We start from the raw sequence: 15,771 nt of genomic DNA, 5'->3' as shown, positions 1-15,771 counted from the left end.
TTACACCTTTTTTATCAAGGTATTTCTTAGGTTTTACCTAATGAGGCTGACATGATCGACGAGATTGACCAGGCGCTGATCAGCGCCCTGATGGAAGATTCACGCCGTTCGCTCAAGGCCCTGGCGCAGATCAGCGGACTGTCCTCGCCCAGCGTCGCCGAACGCCTGCGACGCCTGGAAGAGCGCGGCGTGCTCAAGGCCTATACCGTCGAAGTCGACCCGAAGTTCTTCGGCTATCAATTGCAGGCCATCGTGCGCATCCGGCCGCTGCCGGGGAAACTCCAGGAAGTCGAACGACAGATCCTGGCCATCCCCGAGTTCACCGAATGCGACAAGGTCACGGGCGAGGACTGCTTTATCGCCCGCCTGCATGTACGCAACATGGAGCAACTGGACAGCCTGCTCGACCACCTCAACAGCTGCGCGGAAACCAACACCGCGATCGTCAAGAAAAGCCCGGTGAAACGGCGGTTGCCGCCGATGGCGTAATGCCTGGGCTCACACACGGCGTTTGCCCCCTGGCACCCAAAAACTGGCTAGACTCAGGGCCTCATCGACGAAGGATTCGCACCGTGAAAACCTCTTTTCTGTTGCTGGCGGCATTGATGCTCTCAGGTTGTGGAACCATCGATACCGTCTTCAGGGAAGATGCGGTGGCCAGCGAGAAACTCAAGGAGCGAAAAACCTACTGCGGTGGCGTCCCGCGTATCTACAGTGGCGTGACTTACGACTTCTGCAGCCTGCATGCCCCTGAGCCAGAGAACGGCGCAACTCATACCGGCCCGGCCTCGAACCAGGCCATGCTGCTCGACATGGCCGTCTCAGGCGTACTCGACACCTTGCTGTTGCCCTACACGATCTATCGGCAACACAGCGACGGCAGCCTGATCATTGTCCAATAGCGAGGTGCTGCGATGCTGTCTCATGTCTACATCGGCATAACCGACTTTGAGCGGGCCTGGAGTTTCTATGCACCGCTCATGGACACGCTGGGTTTGCAGGTGCGCTTTTGCGACCCAGCCAAGCCCTGGGCCGCCTGGGTCAGCGAAAAGGCCCCGCGCCCATTGCTGGTGATTGGCGCCGCCTTCAATGGCCAGTCGGCAACCAGCGGCAATGGCCAGATGATCGCCCTGCTCGCCCCTGATCGCGCCAGCGTCGACCAGGCGCATGCCCTGGCCCTGGCTAGCGGCGGCACCTGCGAAGGCCCGCCCGGCCTGCGCCCGCATTACCACCCTGATTATTACGGCGCCTATTTTCGCGACCCGGACGGCAACAAGCTCTGCGTGTGCTGCCACGACCCGGCCTGACCCTGGGTTGCCGGATCGCAGACAGCAAAAAGCCCGCCGAAGCGGGCTTTTTGTTTCAGGGCTTACAAGAATCAGTCGTCGCGGCCCATAATGCCGAACAGCTGCAACAGGCTGACGAACAGATTGTAGATCGATACATACAGGCTGATGGTCGCCATGATGTAGTTACGCTCGCCGCCATGAATGATGGCGCTGGTCTGGTACAGGATGCACACAGAGGAGAACAGCACGAAGCCCGCGCTGATCGCCAGTTGCAGGCCGCTGATCTGGAAGAACAGGCTGGCCAGCGTCGCACCCAGCAGGACGAAGAAACCGGCGGTGATAAAACCACCGAGGAAGCTCATGTCCTTGCGGGAAATCAGCACGTAGGCCGACAGGCCACCGAATACCAGCGCGGTCATCGCAAAGGCCGAGCTGACCACTTCGGCGCCGCCCTGCATGCCCAGGTAACGGTTGAGGATCGGGCCGAGCAGGAAGCCCATGAAACCGGTCAGGGCAAACGCCGACACCAGGCCCCAGGCCGAATCACGGAGTTTGTTGGTGAGGAAGAACAGACCGTAGAAACCGATCAGCACCACGAAAATGTTCGGGTAACCGACCCGCATCTGCTGGGCCACGTAAGCCATCACGCCACTGAAGGCGAGAGTGAGAGCGAGTAGGCCGTAGGTGTTGCGCAGGACGCGGCTAACTTCTAGCTGCTCGGCCTGCACGCTGTTATTAACTGCGTAATCCTGTTCGCGCATGGCGACACTCCTGTTGGTTTGAAACGTTCAGTGGCAAAGATCATAACAGACGCTCTGCAACAAGCTATGTACAGAGTTTGACAGTGTGTTTCATTCAGGTATTATGGCGCCCGCAACAAAAACGGAGGTGTGGCCGAGTGGTTTAAGGCAACGGTCTTGAAAACCGTCGACTGTAACAGGTCCATGAGTTCGAATCCCATCGCCTCCGCCATCTTATGTACGACAAAGCCCTGATTATTCAGGGCTTTGTCGTTTCTGGCACTCAGGAAATTCCCCCCTCTCTCTACGGATCGTTTCCGCATCTTTTCAGTCATTTCCGCAACCCTGCCCTTTCGACATCACTGTTTCGATCTCGACACTCAAAAGTATGGGGCAACCTTCAACGGGCTGCTTCCAGCTGTGGATTCAACCGGTCGACGCACAGATTGGCTAAATCGTTCAGCGGGTGTTTCGTAGTCTAGTGTTTTCCGAGGGCGGCTATTTAGCTGCCTTGCGACTTCATTGAGCGTGGCTTGCGAGTGATCCGCAAGGTCGGTTCCTTTCGGGAAGTACTGCCTTAACAACCCGTTGGTGTTCTCATTCGATCCCCGTTGCCAAGGACGATGAGGATCGCAGAAGTAGACCTTGATGTCGGTAGCCACCGTAAAGCGCTTATGGTCAGCCATCTCTTTTCCGCGATCCCACGTCAGCGATTTGTAGAGTTCTTGGGGTAACAGGGCGCTGATGACCGTCTCGCCATCCTTACCGTCCAATTTCACCAGCATTACGTAGCGGGTATGACGCTCAACAAGAGTGGCAATTTGGCTGTTCCTGCTACCGCACAGCAGGTCGCCTTCCCAGTGACCTGGCACCGCCCGATCCTTAGCCGCGGCCGGGCGTTCGCGGATCGATACCGCGTCAGTGATTCGACCGTGATTTTCTTTCTTCTGCGTGTGATGGCGCGAGCGACGCATGGCCCGCGTGCGCCGTAAATGCTCAAGCAACTCTTTCTTCAGAGCCCCGCGAGCCTGTATGAAGAGCGTGCGATAGATCGTCTCGTGTGACACCTGATAGCTCGTATCGTCCGGGTAGGTACGCTTCAACCAACCGGCAATTTGTTCCGGTGACCACTGCAATTGAAGCTTGTCTGCAACAATTTGCGCCACCGTTCGGTTCTCAACAAGTTTGCAGACCTTAGGTCGATGCGCACGATCCCAGGCAGCCTGATCAGCTTGATTAGCCCGGTAGCATCCTTGGCCACCGTTGCGTTTGATCTCACGACTGATCGTAGAGGCTGCTCGCCCTAGCAGCGCGGCCATGGAACGGATCGAGTTACCTGCCACCACTGCACGCGAAATCTCTTCGCGCTCAGCCAACGTCAGCGCCAATCTGGACCTGCGGCGTACAGCGGGTCTGATACCGCCTGTTTCCGCCAAGATGCGCTGTATCGATGAATGGTTTCGATCAAATAGTTGGGCTATGTGCTGGAGAGAGTCGCCTTTCGCCAGTGATCCCACATCAGTTTTTTCTGGCTTTCGGTGTAATAGATCCGAGGTCTCTGCTTCATCTGCAACACTCCTTCTGCTTACACAGAATTTAGTTGTGTTGCATCGACCGGTTGAATCCACAGCCAAAAGCGGTCAGTCACAAACAGCTGAATCGCATCGGATATCCGATTTGCGCGTGGCCCTGAATCCTGAACGGGGTCGCGTCTGAGTTCGCACGGAGAAGGTTGGTAGAAGCACTGCACTAAACGGTGTGGCGCCTTAGAAATTGCGATAACGGCCAGGCTTGGGAGCTTTTCGTGCCAGCAAAGCGAGAAGCCGATGGGAAGCTATGCTCAATCGATCATTGAAAGAGCTGACGACCCTATATTTTCAGCGGCAGCTATCTACCCACATCTGGCGATCATTATCTGCTAACTGTCTTATGTCGTCCGTGCTTCAGTCCCACTCCGCCTAATCTAGGAACGCAAATGAAATGGAAGAGCAGGAATATAAGAGAACTCGCCCACATTGTTTGTGGCAACTCTGAGCACTTTCGGTATCGTTCAAGCAGTTACATCACTGAGAAGTATAAGTAAGCGAGAAATACTCGCCAACGCCGACAGGGGCTAGTAAAGATGGACGCATACCAGCGCCGCCGACGCATCCAATTCTGGTTGGGTTCATTCCCAGTGTTAGTAGGCTTTACCATTCTAGCTCTCGCCTTGATTCTGTCTGGCGGAGGGGCCACGTTAAGCCCTCAAGAATTTGATGGCTTAAGCTTGGGTCAGCAAACGAAATCGGCCCCTCAAATGACCAACCATAAAGCAGCTGCAATTCTGGCGGTGTCTCAATAGCCAAGCGTACCGATGCTGCAGATGTAGCAGCTGAGCCATGCGCCTGTCTGGAATACTCATCGCACGGGTATTAATCCACTTACCTTGATGGCAGTCCTAGAGGCCTTTGAACTCAGGAATTTCAACAGCGCTGCAGCCTCCTCTTGCTGTACGCCACCAGTAGAGATGGCTGCAGAATACATCGTCATTTTCTGCACCTGATCTGGAATAAGCCCGATCACATCAATACCTTCCGTGCGCATCAATTCACTCAGTTGTTGGAAGCCTATCTCTGCTTCGCCACGAGCGACTGCTTCTCCGACGGGTTCGGCGGAAATCGTCCGCGTCTTGATCCTCAAGCTTTCTGAAATGTGCATTTGAGGGAAGAGAATGCAGGACAGGTATGTTCCGCTGGGCGTATCCGATAGAGCCAAGGACTTGGCACTGAGTAGCGTTTTTTTGAAGGCTTTCATGTTGCCTATATCGGGCTTTTTTGCACCTTTTTGGACGGCCATGGCAATGAACGACTTGCCAAGATCAATTCGACTCGTTTTTTGCAGCTGCCCCTGATCGATCAAATTTCGAAGCTCCCAATCCTCCATGATTACGATATCTGCTTTTTCACCGCGCAAGAGCCGATTAGTGATTGCCATCGGGGTATTCCCGGTAGGTGGAGACTCTTTGATGATCAGGCTGAATCCCGTCTCTTTTTCATAAACGGGAGCTAAGGATTGAATCGCCGCGATGAAGCCTCCAGACACAAATAGGGTAAGCGTTTTGGTAGAGATCGCATCCTGTGCGTCGATGCCATCTGCCAAGAACAACAAGCAGGCCAATGCGAGCCTCAGTAAGGTCTTCGTCATGACGGAGTATCCTGAATCCAGCGTAGAAATGAGGTTTAGCAGTGAAGGCGCGAAAAAATAGTCACATTTCAAGCAATGTCGAAATTAAGGAGGGTTAAGAAAAATTTAGTTTACCGGCTGATGCACCCTACCTAGGCTGCATCCATCTTGAAATCTACGGCGCTTGGAGCCTGCTTGAGTCTTTAGGTTTGCAATCGTTGTGTGGAGTAAAAAATGAATCGCGCGCTAGTAATAGAGGACGATGAGGTTACAGCCAATGCTATTGTTAACACGCTTACCTCCCATGGATTCGATGTTCAGTGGACGGCTAACGGTCGTGATGGATTGTCAGCGGCTATTTCTGGTGACCATGATGTGATAACGCTTGACCGAATGCTGCCTGATTTTGATGGTTTGACGATAGTCAGCACGTTGAGAAGCCTCGGTATTCTGAAGCCAGTCTTGATGATCAGTGCATTGTCTGATGTCGATGAGCGGGTGAAAGGGCTTCGTTCGGGGGGCGATGACTACCTGACCAAACCGTTCTCTACGGTTGAAATGATCGCCAGGGTGGAGGTGCTGCTGAGGCGCCCAACCGCAGGTGAAAGTGAGCGTCATTTGAGCTTTGGCAACCTCCATATCGATCTCATTGAACACTCACTCAGTCGTTCGAATGTGCACATTCCGCTTCTCCCAACCGAATTCAAACTGCTCACTTATTTCATGCGCAACGCGGGTCAGTTGGTCACTAGAACCATGCTTTTTCAGGCGGTTTGGGGATATCACTTCGATCCTGGCACGAACATTATTGATGTTCATATCGGTCGGCTGCGGAAAAAAATCGAGGGGAGCGGTTCCCCTGTCATTCAAACAATTCGCGGTTCTGGTTATGTACTTGCTTCCCAGGAGTGAGCGCTGGCGTTCTTCCAATAGTCGCCTTCTCGGGCTTTACGCGTTGTTTTTTATCGCTTGGGGAGCCGTTTTTACGGGGGTGCTTTATTGGAAAATCTCAACCTATCTCGGGGCTGTTGCCGAGCGGACATTGATGCAACGCGCCCACTATTATCAAAAAATCGATGATGCCAGCCTAGAGGGTGAACTGGCTGCCAGTGAGGTGTATTCGACTTCAGGGATCGACGCCTACGGTTTGTTCAAAGCTGACGGCACACATATCGCCGGTGACCTTCTGCGGTTACGAGCAAGTCTCCCAGATGATGGTCAGGTACATTATCTGGAGCGAGGTTTGAGCATCGCATTGCCACGCGAGCAAACCCGAAGCAGCCATGCGCTAATGCAACATCGGCGTGATGGTCGAATTTTGATCCTGTCGCGTGATGGAGGATCTATCTCCGCAGTCGGCGGCATCATCGAGCAGGCATTAATTTGGGGGTTTTCTCTTACTCTTATCCCTGGGTTGATCGGTTGGTGGCTCTTGAGGCGAAGGCCCTTACGCAGAGTGCAGCGACTTCAAAGCTGCACCGAAAGTATCGTATCGGGCAATCTCGGTGAACGCCTGCCGCTATCTCCACGCCGCGATGAGCTCGACATGTTGGCCAATGCTGTCAACGTCATGCTCGAGCATATAGAGCAGCTTATGCATGAGGTGAAGGGGACGTGTGACGGTATTGCGCACGATCTGCGTACTCCCCTGACTCGCCTGCGTGCCCATCTTGACCAGCTACAGCAGTTACCCCTGGATAGCTCTCATGCAGAAACCTTGAACATGGCACTGGAAGAAAGCGAATCCATCATGTTGCGCTTCCAAGGGCTGCTGCGAATATCTGAACTTGAAGATACAAGGAGAAGATCAGGTTTTGAATCGTTCCAGCCAGCATCGCTGCTGATGCAAGCGCACGAGTTTTTTTTGCCCTTGGCACAAGAGCAAGGACTGACGCTACTCCTCGAGCTCTCTGAAGACCTTCCGAAGTTATCTGGTGATGTTTCTCTTCTGTTCGAGGCGCTGGTTAATCTTTTAGATAACGCTATCAAGTTCACACCCAAGGGCGGTGTAATTCACTTGACCGGCTCTCTGACGCATAACTCGCTCCATATCGAGGTTTCGGACAGTGGCCCTGGAATACCCGAGGCAGAGCGTGACAGCGTGATCCGAAGGCTTTATCGCGGAGACGCTACCCGCCAACAACCTGGGCATGGACTGGGGCTTTCTCTGGTATCGGCAATTGTTCGGTTGCACGGGTTTGTACTGCATATCCAGGAATCGCCGCTTGGTGGTGGAGCCTCAGTCTCGATTATCTGTCCATTGCCCGAGATGGTCGTTTCCAACGGCTAATTAAATTTATATTAATCCGGGTTAATTTGAGCCCTCTCAGCTCCTCATCTAGCTTGGCGCGTCTTTCTGCGAATCCGAGGCTGGCGCTTGTGAAACACCCTAAATTGCGGCTTACACTCATTCTTGCGTGTTCTTTTCTGACACCAGTTTGGGCGGCTCCAATACCTACCCCAAGTCCTGCCTCACCAACTGCCCGAGCAATGATCCCAGCACCACCGCAACTGAGCGCGAAATCTTGGGTACTCATGGATGCCGCGACAGGCTCGATTATTAGCAGTCAAAACGCTGATATGCATTTGCCGCCGGCTAGCTTGACTAAGTTGATGACGGTTTATGTGGCTACCAATGAGATACAGGCGGGACGCCTCAAGGTCGACGATCCGGTTACCGTCAGTGAAAACGCATGGAGAACCGGTGGTTCCAGGATGTTTCTTGATCCTGGCGCCGTTGTCCCTGTGCATGACCTGCTGCGTGGCGTGGTGATCGACTCTGGCAACGACGCCAGTGTGGCTCTGTCGGAGCACATAGCAGGTAGCGAAGATGCATTTGCCGGGTTGATGAATGCCACTGCAAATAAACTTGGGCTGACTGACACTCACTTCATGAACCCTACAGGCTTGCCGGCACCTGGGCACTACTCATCTGCTCATGATATGGCCCGACTTGCGCGGGCAATTATCAATGATGAGTCCGCTTACTACCCGCTATACGCGCACAAATATTTCACCTGGAACAACATTCGCCAACGTAATCGCAATCTTCTCCTCTGGCGCGACCCAAGTGTTGACGGGCTCAAAACTGGCCACACTGAAGAGGCCGGCTACTGCATGGTGACCTCTGCTCTTCGTGATGGGCGGCGTCTTATCAGTGCGGTATTTGGCTCGACCACGACGAACAATCGTGCAGAAGATGCTCAAAAAATCCTGAACTACGGCTTCCGCTTTTTTGAGACGAAGACCTATCAGAAAGGCGGCCAAGTGTTAGCTCAACCACGACTGTGGAAGGGCGAGAAAAACGTAATTTCTGTTGGGTTGCTCGATGATGTGACATTGACGCTGCCCAAGAATAGTAATCGCAAGGTGGAAAGCCGCCTTCACATCAATAACGCACTGGAAGCTCCTATTGCCGTCGGTGACATTGTCGGAAGCTACGAGTTGTATGATGGCGAGAATAAACTTGCGACACGCTCTCTCATCGCATTAGAGGCGGGAGAAACAGGTGGTTGGTGGACGCGAACCTGGGATGCATTTCATCTTTTTTTTGCAGGGTTGTTTGATGCGAAGGGCGACACGGGAGAGGTAAAGGCCTGAATCTGGATGGATGATATCCAGCCATGATTCACCTCACTGACAACCTGAAATGATTCCCACTGATCTGACGTGGCAGGGGCGAAACCATCCAGTTGAGTCAGCATCCTTGATGCCCAAGGACATTTGCCTCAATGACGCTTTAGCGTCGGCTCGTAATGTCAGTCATCACAGAGGGAGAATGCTCAATGGGTTGTCGCTTCAATGCAATTCATATCTGATACCGACCTAAGAGAACGTGTTAGCTGCACCATAGATCTCCTTGAATTACACTCGAACCTGCTGAGGGATCAGCCCCATTCGAAATACAAAAGCCCGCTTCGCGCCGGGCTTCTTGTTTCTGTCATTCTGCGTAAGGCTTTAGCCTGGGCTGAAATCACGTAAGCGTCCAGCGAACTCACCTTCCGAACTCTAGCTTTAAGGGCGATGGTGTCCGCGTATTTTTAAGCGGACGCGATCACCCTTATCGCCAGGATTTCCATGCGACAACGAAGCTCTTATTCAAAACCATTCAAAGCCCAAGTCGTTCAGAAATGCCTGCAACCTGGAGCAACCGTGTCCAGTGTTGCCATCAGCCACGGCATCAATGCCAACGTCATCCGCAATTGGGTGCCGCTCTATCGAGTGACCCAGTCCCCGCGCACCAGTTTCGCCGATTTTACTTTCCTGCTTGAACGTGCCCAATCCACCGGCGCCAAGGAGTGATGCCATGAGCGACCCGAACCTGCAGAACTTCATCGACCTGTCCGCCGCGTTAACTGGCCTGTCAGCCAAACTGCTCGCGCCCTCCGTCGACCCTATCAACCTGCCGCCGCTTTTTTTCGCCACTGCCCAGCAAGGCATGGGCACCGTAGCGTTCAGTAACCTGCTGGAGCTGTACGCCAGCATCAAGAACCAACCGCTTGCACAAATCGCCAGCGCCGTGCTCGACAACTCGGACCCGCAGATCGCCCAGGGGGGCCGCTCGATCATGAAGCTGTGGCTGCTCGGCAGCTGGTACCAGCCTTATGACCAAGGCAACGCCACGAGGGTGATACCCGTGTGGTCTCCGACCAGGCCTACAAGGAAAGCTGGGCGTGGAAGATCGTCCAGTCCCACCCCATGGGCTACAGCCAGTATCACTTCGGCTACTGGGCCGAGCAGCCACCGACCCTCAAGCAATTTACCGGTGTCGACGCCAAGGAAGGGCAGCAGCCATGAGCAATCTACAAACCCAGAACATCGAAACCGCCGATGTGATCGTCGTGGGCGCCGGCATGGCCGGCAGCGTCATGGCCTATCAATTGGGCTTGGCCGGTTTGAAAGTGCTGGTGCTCGAGTCGGCCCCGGCGATTCCGCCTAACCGCAGCGAGTACCTTGAGCGTTTCTACACTGCCGTGTTCAAGTCGCCCGGGTCGCCATACCCACCGGAGCAGACCGAGCAGACTCCGGCCACTCAGTTCGCGCCACGGGCGACCATCCAGGACCTGATAACCGCCGGCAGCGAAGATTCGAACAAAGCGCAGAAGAGCTACCTGGTACAGAAGGGGCCGCAACTGTTCGCCAGCACCTACGAGCGGGTAGGCGGCGGCACCATGTGGCACTGGATGGGCACGGCCCCTGCGCCTGTTGCCCAACGACTTTCGCATGCGCACTGCGTACAACGTCGGAGTCGACTGGCCGATCAGCTACGACGACCTGCAGACCGCCTACTGCCGGGCCGAGGAGGAGATGGGCGTGTCCGCCGATGTCGCCTCGCAGACCTACTTGGGCGTGAACTTCCCGCAGGGCTATCAGTACAGTATGCACGGCATCCCGCCGTCACTGGTCGACCAGGGCCTGGATGAGAATGTCACTGGCAAGGTGTACCAGAGCCCGGAGAAGACGCCCGACGGCAAGTCGTACCCAGGTGTGACGCTCAACGTCCGGCAGACCCCGGCCGGGCGCAACTCGCAAAGCGACAACGGCCGCCGGGTGTGCGCCGGCAACACCAGTTGCACACCGATCTGCCCGATCCAAGCCAAGTACGACGCCACCGTGACCATGGCCAAGGCGCTGGATACCGGCAACGTGCGTATCCTCTACCAGAGTGTGGCGAGCAAGGTGCAAGTCGATGCCAGCGGCGTCACCGGCATCGAGTACATCCAGTACCAGAACGACGGCACGCGCCAGAACGGCGAGGCTCAGGGGAAACGCTACGTGATCGCCGCCCACGCGATCGAAACGCCGAAACTGCGACTCAACTCGGTCGGCCCGCATGCCCCAACGGCGTGGCCAACAGCAGCGCTCAGGTCGGCCAGGCGTTGGCCGACCACCCGGTGTACCTAGCATGGGGCCTGATGCCCGAAGGTAAGTCACTGTTCCCGTTCCGCGGGCCGTTGTCCACCTCGGGGATCGAGGACATGCGCGACGGACCGTTCCGCAGCCAGCGTGCCGCCTGGCGTATCGAGATCGGCAATGAGGGTTGGAACTGGTCGGTGAACGATCCCTATACGTCGGTCTGCGATTTCATCGACGGCACCAACAAGGGTGGCGCCAACCCCGATAAAAAGGCGTTATCCGGCGTGGCGCTGGTGCAAGAGCTCAACAGCGTGCTGACCCGTCAGTTCCGTCTGGGCTTCTTGATCGAGCAGGTGGAGAAAGACCCTTACAAAGCGCTGTGCCGGGTGGAGAGGGCCGAGGGGTTCACCGACGGCTTGGGCCTGACTAGGCCACAGATCGCCTATGAACTGTCCGACTACACCAAGGAGGGCTTCAAGCAGGCGCGCCTGGCCGCCACGCATATCATCACCAAGCTGATGGGCGCCACCGAGCTGACCAACCTGAACCCTGAGCTCAAGCCCGGCTCGCAAACGGTGTTCAAGTATGACGGCCAGTACTACGCGTTCTTCGGCGCTGGCCACCTGATGGGCACCTATCGTATGGGTTCGGACCGTACCAAGTCGGTGGTGGACAAGGACCAGCGCAGCTGGGACCACCCCAACCTGTTCCTGGTCGGCGACGGAGTGTTCCCCACCACCGGCACCGCCAACCCGACCTTGACCATCACTGCGCTGACCTTCCAGGCCGCCGACGTGGTCGCCAGCGATCTGCTTAAGCGGACCGTGTAGGTGCAGGCCAACCAGGCTTGGCAGGGCACCGGCGTGCAGGTCAATGGGCAGAGCTGGCAACTGGCGGTGTGTACCGGTGGACAGTGGGCGGCCAACCCGGCAACCGGGATGGTCAGCGCGGCGGGCAACCCAAGGTTGATCGCCAAGCCCGGCTATACCTTGCCCGGTCAACCAGAAGGAGCGTTGATCGGGCGTATCGGCAACAGTGGCGTGCCGTTCCTGGTCGGCAACCAAGCGCAATTGCCGCGTGGCCAGCAATTGAAACCAAATGCCTGCGGCTCGCCTACCCCAAAGGACGATTAATGGACATGGCCTTTTTTCAGGTCGGTCTCGAGCTAAACATGCGCACAACCAAATAGTCCGTGTGGATCGATAATAGCGAGCTAACACCATCTGTCGGTGCAGCTACAAAATTTAGGGTGATCGAATCCTCCTAAACAAGCCCAAAAAAACGTCAAAATCGTTTCCGCAACTAAGCTCTCACCCCTTGATTTCAGAGACCTCTAGAGGTTCAACGAATACTCCCTTGTGGAAATAAATACAACCTAACCTATTGAAATATAATGATTAATCATCGGACTTGAAAACCGTCGACTGTAACAGGTCCATGAGTTCGAATCCCATCGCCTCCGCCATATTCGTCACGCTAAAGCCCCGATTATTCGGGGCTTTTTCGTTTCTGGGGCTTGAGGATCGATGCTGCTTTTGGGAGTCCCACCGCAAAGGTAACCAGCGTCTACAGCGCAACATGGATGGTGAAGGCCTTGCCGCCGTTGTTGTGCGGAGTTAATTCAAAAACCTCACAAAAATCAGCTCTGGATCACCAGGGTCAAGATTCTCCACAGTCCCGCTGTATTGATATCCAAGCTGTACCAACAATTGCCGCATGGGTGCATTGGACATGTTGGTCGAAGTGAAGATCTTTCTGGCAGTGGAACAATGCTCTAAGTGAGCAACGATTTGCCGACCTACACCAGAACGTCTATGGGTGTTTGAGACGACTACAAGCGGGATGAACCACTCCCCGAAAAAACTTTTGTCCAAACAGCCGTAACCGATCGGGACACTGGGGTCGCTCGTCTCACAAGCAACCCAGCATTCACCCGTGCCTACTACCCTTTCTATTTGTGCTCGGCGGCCGTGGTCTTTTGCCGCGATAGGATCCACACGCACCAACCATTCGATATCGCTCAAGACGGCCTGTCTGATTTGCCAATTCATGATCGCGTCCCTCCGGTCAAATTCGCCGGAGTTTACTTCAGCTTCAATGCCCCAGATGCCATTACGCTCAGCGATAGTTCTGATGGAAAGCGCAAATGCGACGATGAATTGGCTAATTGACGCTGGTTACATTGGGTACGCCGAAGGCCCAGTGCATCTACAGCACGCTATACGGCACTCGCAGCACTCCAACCCTCACTTGCTGCCAGTGCGCGACCACTGATCATCCATAGCGCCCGCTGTATTGGCGACTATCAGCGCCACGACACAGGCAAACAACGTGAACACGGCAAAGGCACCCATCACATGCAAGTAAGGCAGTGCGTACTACAGAGCACCGTCATCGTCACGGGTATAACGGTCAACAGACCTTCATGTGCAAGGAGGATGCAAAAAGCCCAGCACTCTGGCTGGGCTTCGATTATTTTCTACATGCCATCATCTTGTCGGCGAGAGTTTTGGCTCTTTCGATCAACAGGTTCTGCCTGTCTTCATGAGTGGCCTCTCCTACGACCGGTGCCGTCAGATTACTTTCGGCAATCAACGCAGCGCAGAAGTATTGATCCCAGACTCTTTGCTCCGACGCCTGTTTGCTTACTTGGTCGGCGATCATATGGGGCTCCTTTTGACGAGGTAGCACCGCCATTTTACGCCTCAATCGCCAACAGCCCCCGCGCTAGCGGATAGCCGGCAAACGGTGTGGAACCAATTGGACCGCACAGGTTTCCGGCACCGCCTGGCAGCTATTTCACGCCAATATCCTGCGCAAAACGAAGCAGATAGCCATCGGGATCCAGGACCAGGAAATTCCTCTGCCCGAACTGTCGATCATGGCTGCGGTACCAATGTTCTTCGACAGTTCTCCTGATCGGGCAACCGGCGGCCTCAAGCGCGGAAACCAGGGCCGACACATCCGGACACTCGATGGAAATGTTCATGCCTCGGCCATAGGGAGGCTCCAGGGGACCGACACGCCAGGGCGAATCGTCATGCCAGTCCTGCTCCAGCATGATCTGGCTGTTGCCAAAGGAGAGAAAGGCAAACTGGTCTTCGGGGCGCTCATACTCGACCCTGAAACCCAACACATCACAGTAGAAATACAGACTCTGTTTCAGATCCGAAACGATCAATTCCGGCACCAGGGCGTTCAACTTGAACATACTCTTGCATCCATTCAGTTCCTTGGCCGACCAATTTACCCTGGTTCTCTGTCATTGCCGGCTTATTTAGCACTCGGCATTACCAGTCATTGAACCTTCTGCCCGCTGCCAATCTTCTTGGCCCTGTCGATCCCCCACTCAAACGCATCCTCCATGTCCAGACCATCCGGGGCCAGGTCATTGTCTTCGACAATAACGCTGCCATCCGGCTTGTAGATGCCGATGAACATCTTGAGCGAGCCATCTCTGAGGATCTCTGATCGCACCTTGATCTGGCACCCATTCGAAAGCGTTTCACTGTAGTTCAAATGACGCTCAGTCATGGCCGCATCCCTCAGTAAATGAAATTCGAGTAAGGCACAGCCCATTCATTCATGCCAGTCGATGGGGATCCTGCATGCTCGGACACCAACGACCAACCTCCTGCCCGAAACCGCTCAAGAATACCCTCGGACAGCCGATGCCATTGGTGGCCTCAAGGAGAAATTCATGCTAATCAACTCTGTAACTATCACCATGACAGTCCCGGTAGCCTCCCCCTCCTCCCACATCGCTCCCACCGAACTCGGCAGCGATGAAGACCAAGCCGCGCCACAGGAAGGCGTCAAAGTCTTGCTCTCTCAAGAAGGAAAGGCCAAAGCCGCCGAAGAACAGAACAAGAATGCGGATATCGATGCCAGCAACCTGCCTGAGTCCGTAAAGAAGATTCTCAAGGTCATTCGCGAGATACAGGAAAAGATCCAGAAGAAAATGGAGGAGTTTGAGACGATCAAGAACGATCCGTCCCTGAGCGACAAAGAACGCGAAGCCAAGGCGCAAGGGGTCCAGGTCGAGTTGGCGGCCCTGACCAGTCAACTCACATCCAGAACCAATGATTTACGCCGGACAGAGAATGAACTGAAGCTCTCCACCGGACAGAGGAAGCTCTCCAACTACCTCGCCGCCCCCAAGGGTTGAGAGGAGATGTTGGGGGTTCGCCGACAATAAAAAGCCCCGCACAGTGGCGAGGCCGATCCTCGATCTGTCAGCGCTTCAGCCGGCAGGTTTCAGTGGCGCCGGGGCCGCCATGACATAGCGGGACATCAGGTAGGCCACCAGGCCGCCCAGCGCCGCGCCCGCCGCATCCGCCAGAAACAGCGCCAGTTGAGAGGCCGAATGCTGGTAGACCCTGCACATCGCCACCCAGGCGTTTTCCATGAAGCCGGAAGCCCAGTCCCAACCGCAGGGGTAGACCATCAAGAAGGCCAGCCCGGCGAGGGTGATCCATCCGGACAACCTGGACGGAGCCTGCGAGAAGACGAACCGGGCCAGCTGGCAGATACCGACAAAGAGCCAGGCCGCCAGCATGCTTCTCATGAATTGGTCGAATAACTCGAAAAAGGCCATGGCGCCCTACGCTGAAAAATCACCGAGCGATGATAGCCATTCGTGTCGCCATAAAAAACTCGGCGCAGCGGCCGGGTTTTCATCAATCGTTTAACGGTGCCCGTAGGCGGCCCCAGCGCCGGCCTTC

General features: G+C 55.2%; 17 protein-coding genes, 1 tRNA gene and 4 pseudogenes. 14 read left to right on the top strand and 8 right to left on the bottom strand.

Annotation, left to right across the window (positions count from 1 at the left end; all coding sequences use genetic code 11):
• Positions 1–51: 51 nt before the first annotated feature.
• The 3 genes from J4E58_RS09185 (at position 52) to J4E58_RS09175 (ending at position 1,307) form a co-directional block, all read left to right on the top strand.
• On the top strand, positions 52–489 hold the full coding sequence (locus J4E58_RS09185; protein WP_087091584.1) for an Lrp/AsnC family transcriptional regulator: 438 nt from the start codon (positions 52–54) through the stop codon (positions 487–489).
• A gap of 83 nt (positions 490–572) precedes the next feature.
• Positions 573–902, top strand: a complete 330-nt coding sequence (locus tag J4E58_RS09180; RefSeq protein ID WP_087091585.1) for a YceK/YidQ family lipoprotein — start codon at positions 573–575, stop codon at positions 900–902.
• Between the two features lie 12 nt (positions 903–914).
• Positions 915–1,307 carry a VOC family protein gene (locus J4E58_RS09175; RefSeq protein ID WP_087091586.1) on the top strand — a complete coding sequence of 131 codons (393 nt, stop codon included), beginning with the start codon at positions 915–917 and terminating at the stop codon, positions 1,305–1,307.
• Positions 1,308–1,378: 71 nt separating this feature from the next.
• On the opposite strand, the gene J4E58_RS09170 is transcribed toward J4E58_RS09175, so the two are convergent.
• Positions 1,379–2,050: a Bax inhibitor-1/YccA family protein gene (locus tag J4E58_RS09170; RefSeq protein ID WP_007929309.1), complete on the bottom strand. Its 672-nt coding sequence runs from the start codon at positions 2,048–2,050 to the stop codon at positions 1,379–1,381.
• Between the two features lie 123 nt (positions 2,051–2,173).
• Between J4E58_RS09170 and J4E58_RS09165 the strand changes: the two genes are divergently transcribed.
• A tRNA-Ser gene (locus J4E58_RS09165) sits at positions 2,174–2,261 on the top strand.
• Positions 2,262–2,409: 148 nt separating this feature from the next.
• On the opposite strand, the pseudogene J4E58_RS09160 reads toward J4E58_RS09165, so the two are convergent.
• Together J4E58_RS09160 and J4E58_RS09155 are read right to left on the bottom strand one after the other, a co-directional pair.
• Positions 2,410–3,596: pseudogene (locus tag J4E58_RS09160) on the bottom strand (IS30 family transposase).
• 830 nt (positions 3,597–4,426) lie between these two features.
• Positions 4,427–5,212, bottom strand: a complete 786-nt coding sequence (locus J4E58_RS09155; RefSeq protein ID WP_087091587.1) for a substrate-binding domain-containing protein — start codon at positions 5,210–5,212, stop codon at positions 4,427–4,429.
• A gap of 213 nt (positions 5,213–5,425) precedes the next feature.
• Between J4E58_RS09155 and J4E58_RS09150 the strand changes: the two genes are divergently transcribed.
• From J4E58_RS09150 to J4E58_RS32220, 9 genes and pseudogenes are all read left to right on the top strand, one after another.
• Positions 5,426–6,103 (top strand): response regulator transcription factor, encoded by a 678-nt coding sequence (locus tag J4E58_RS09150; protein ID WP_087091588.1) that lies wholly within the window; start codon positions 5,426–5,428, stop codon positions 6,101–6,103.
• A complete protein-coding gene (locus J4E58_RS09145; RefSeq protein WP_087091589.1) occupies positions 6,081–7,481 on the top strand; it encodes a HAMP domain-containing sensor histidine kinase in 1,401 nt (466 codons plus the stop codon). The genes J4E58_RS09150 and J4E58_RS09145 overlap by 23 nt, the downstream gene beginning before the upstream one ends.
• A 200-nt stretch (positions 7,482–7,681) precedes the next feature.
• Positions 7,682–8,791, top strand: a complete 1,110-nt coding sequence (locus J4E58_RS09140; RefSeq protein WP_087091590.1) for a D-alanyl-D-alanine carboxypeptidase family protein — start codon at positions 7,682–7,684, stop codon at positions 8,789–8,791.
• A 477-nt stretch (positions 8,792–9,268) separates the two neighbouring features.
• Positions 9,269–9,400, top strand: a pseudogene (locus J4E58_RS32240) (transposase); the annotation flags it as partial.
• Positions 9,401–9,497: 97 nt separating this feature from the next.
• Positions 9,498–9,988: pseudogene (locus J4E58_RS09130) on the top strand (sorbitol dehydrogenase).
• A pseudogene (locus tag J4E58_RS32235) lies at positions 9,985–10,398 on the top strand (NAD(P)-binding protein); the annotation flags it as partial. The pseudogenes J4E58_RS09130 and J4E58_RS32235, both read left to right, overlap by 4 nt.
• Before the next feature lie 16 nt (positions 10,399–10,414).
• Positions 10,415–11,095, top strand: coding sequence for a GMC family oxidoreductase N-terminal domain-containing protein (locus J4E58_RS32230; protein WP_368665819.1), 681 nt, complete (start codon positions 10,415–10,417; stop codon positions 11,093–11,095).
• Positions 11,038–11,877, top strand: coding sequence for a GMC oxidoreductase (locus tag J4E58_RS32225; protein WP_368665820.1), 840 nt, complete (start codon positions 11,038–11,040; stop codon positions 11,875–11,877). The genes J4E58_RS32230 and J4E58_RS32225 overlap by 58 nt, the downstream gene beginning before the upstream one ends.
• Entirely contained in the window at positions 11,878–12,180 is a 303-nt protein-coding gene (locus J4E58_RS32220; RefSeq protein ID WP_368665821.1) for a hypothetical protein, read from the top strand.
• A 483-nt stretch (positions 12,181–12,663) separates the two neighbouring features.
• On the opposite strand, the gene J4E58_RS09120 is transcribed toward J4E58_RS32220, so the two are convergent.
• The 4 genes from J4E58_RS09120 to J4E58_RS09105 form a co-directional block, all read right to left on the bottom strand.
• The gene (locus J4E58_RS09120) at positions 12,664–13,098 is read right to left on the bottom strand and encodes a GNAT family N-acetyltransferase (RefSeq protein ID WP_087091592.1); all 435 of its coding nucleotides are present in this window, start codon (positions 13,096–13,098) and stop codon (positions 12,664–12,666) included.
• Between the two features lie 421 nt (positions 13,099–13,519).
• Entirely contained in the window at positions 13,520–13,711 is a 192-nt protein-coding gene (locus J4E58_RS09115; RefSeq protein ID WP_007929308.1) for a hypothetical protein, read from the bottom strand.
• A gap of 130 nt (positions 13,712–13,841) precedes the next feature.
• Positions 13,842–14,258: a VOC family protein gene (locus tag J4E58_RS09110; RefSeq protein ID WP_087091593.1), complete on the bottom strand. Its 417-nt coding sequence runs from the start codon at positions 14,256–14,258 to the stop codon at positions 13,842–13,844.
• An 86-nt stretch (positions 14,259–14,344) separates the two neighbouring features.
• Entirely contained in the window at positions 14,345–14,581 is a 237-nt protein-coding gene (locus J4E58_RS09105) for a hypothetical protein (protein WP_172963055.1), read from the bottom strand.
• 166 nt (positions 14,582–14,747) lie between these two features.
• Here J4E58_RS09105 and J4E58_RS09100 point away from each other — a divergent pair, with 166 nt between their 5' ends.
• Positions 14,748–15,215 (top strand): hypothetical protein, encoded by a 468-nt coding sequence (locus J4E58_RS09100; protein WP_087091595.1) that lies wholly within the window; start codon positions 14,748–14,750, stop codon positions 15,213–15,215.
• Between the two features lie 75 nt (positions 15,216–15,290).
• Here the strand turns inward: J4E58_RS09100 and J4E58_RS09095 are convergent, their stop codons facing one another.
• Entirely contained in the window at positions 15,291–15,614 is a 324-nt protein-coding gene (locus J4E58_RS09095; RefSeq protein WP_169751699.1) for a hypothetical protein, read from the bottom strand.
• Between the last annotated feature and the right edge of the window lie 157 nt (positions 15,615–15,771).

This window comes from Pseudomonas sp. FW305-25 (genome assembly GCF_017351415.1).
GTDB lineage: Bacteria > Pseudomonadota > Gammaproteobacteria > Pseudomonadales > Pseudomonadaceae > Aquipseudomonas > Aquipseudomonas chlororaphis.
The sequence above is the reverse complement of the archived record's forward strand: the minus strand, read 5'-3'. Positions and strand labels throughout refer to the sequence as shown.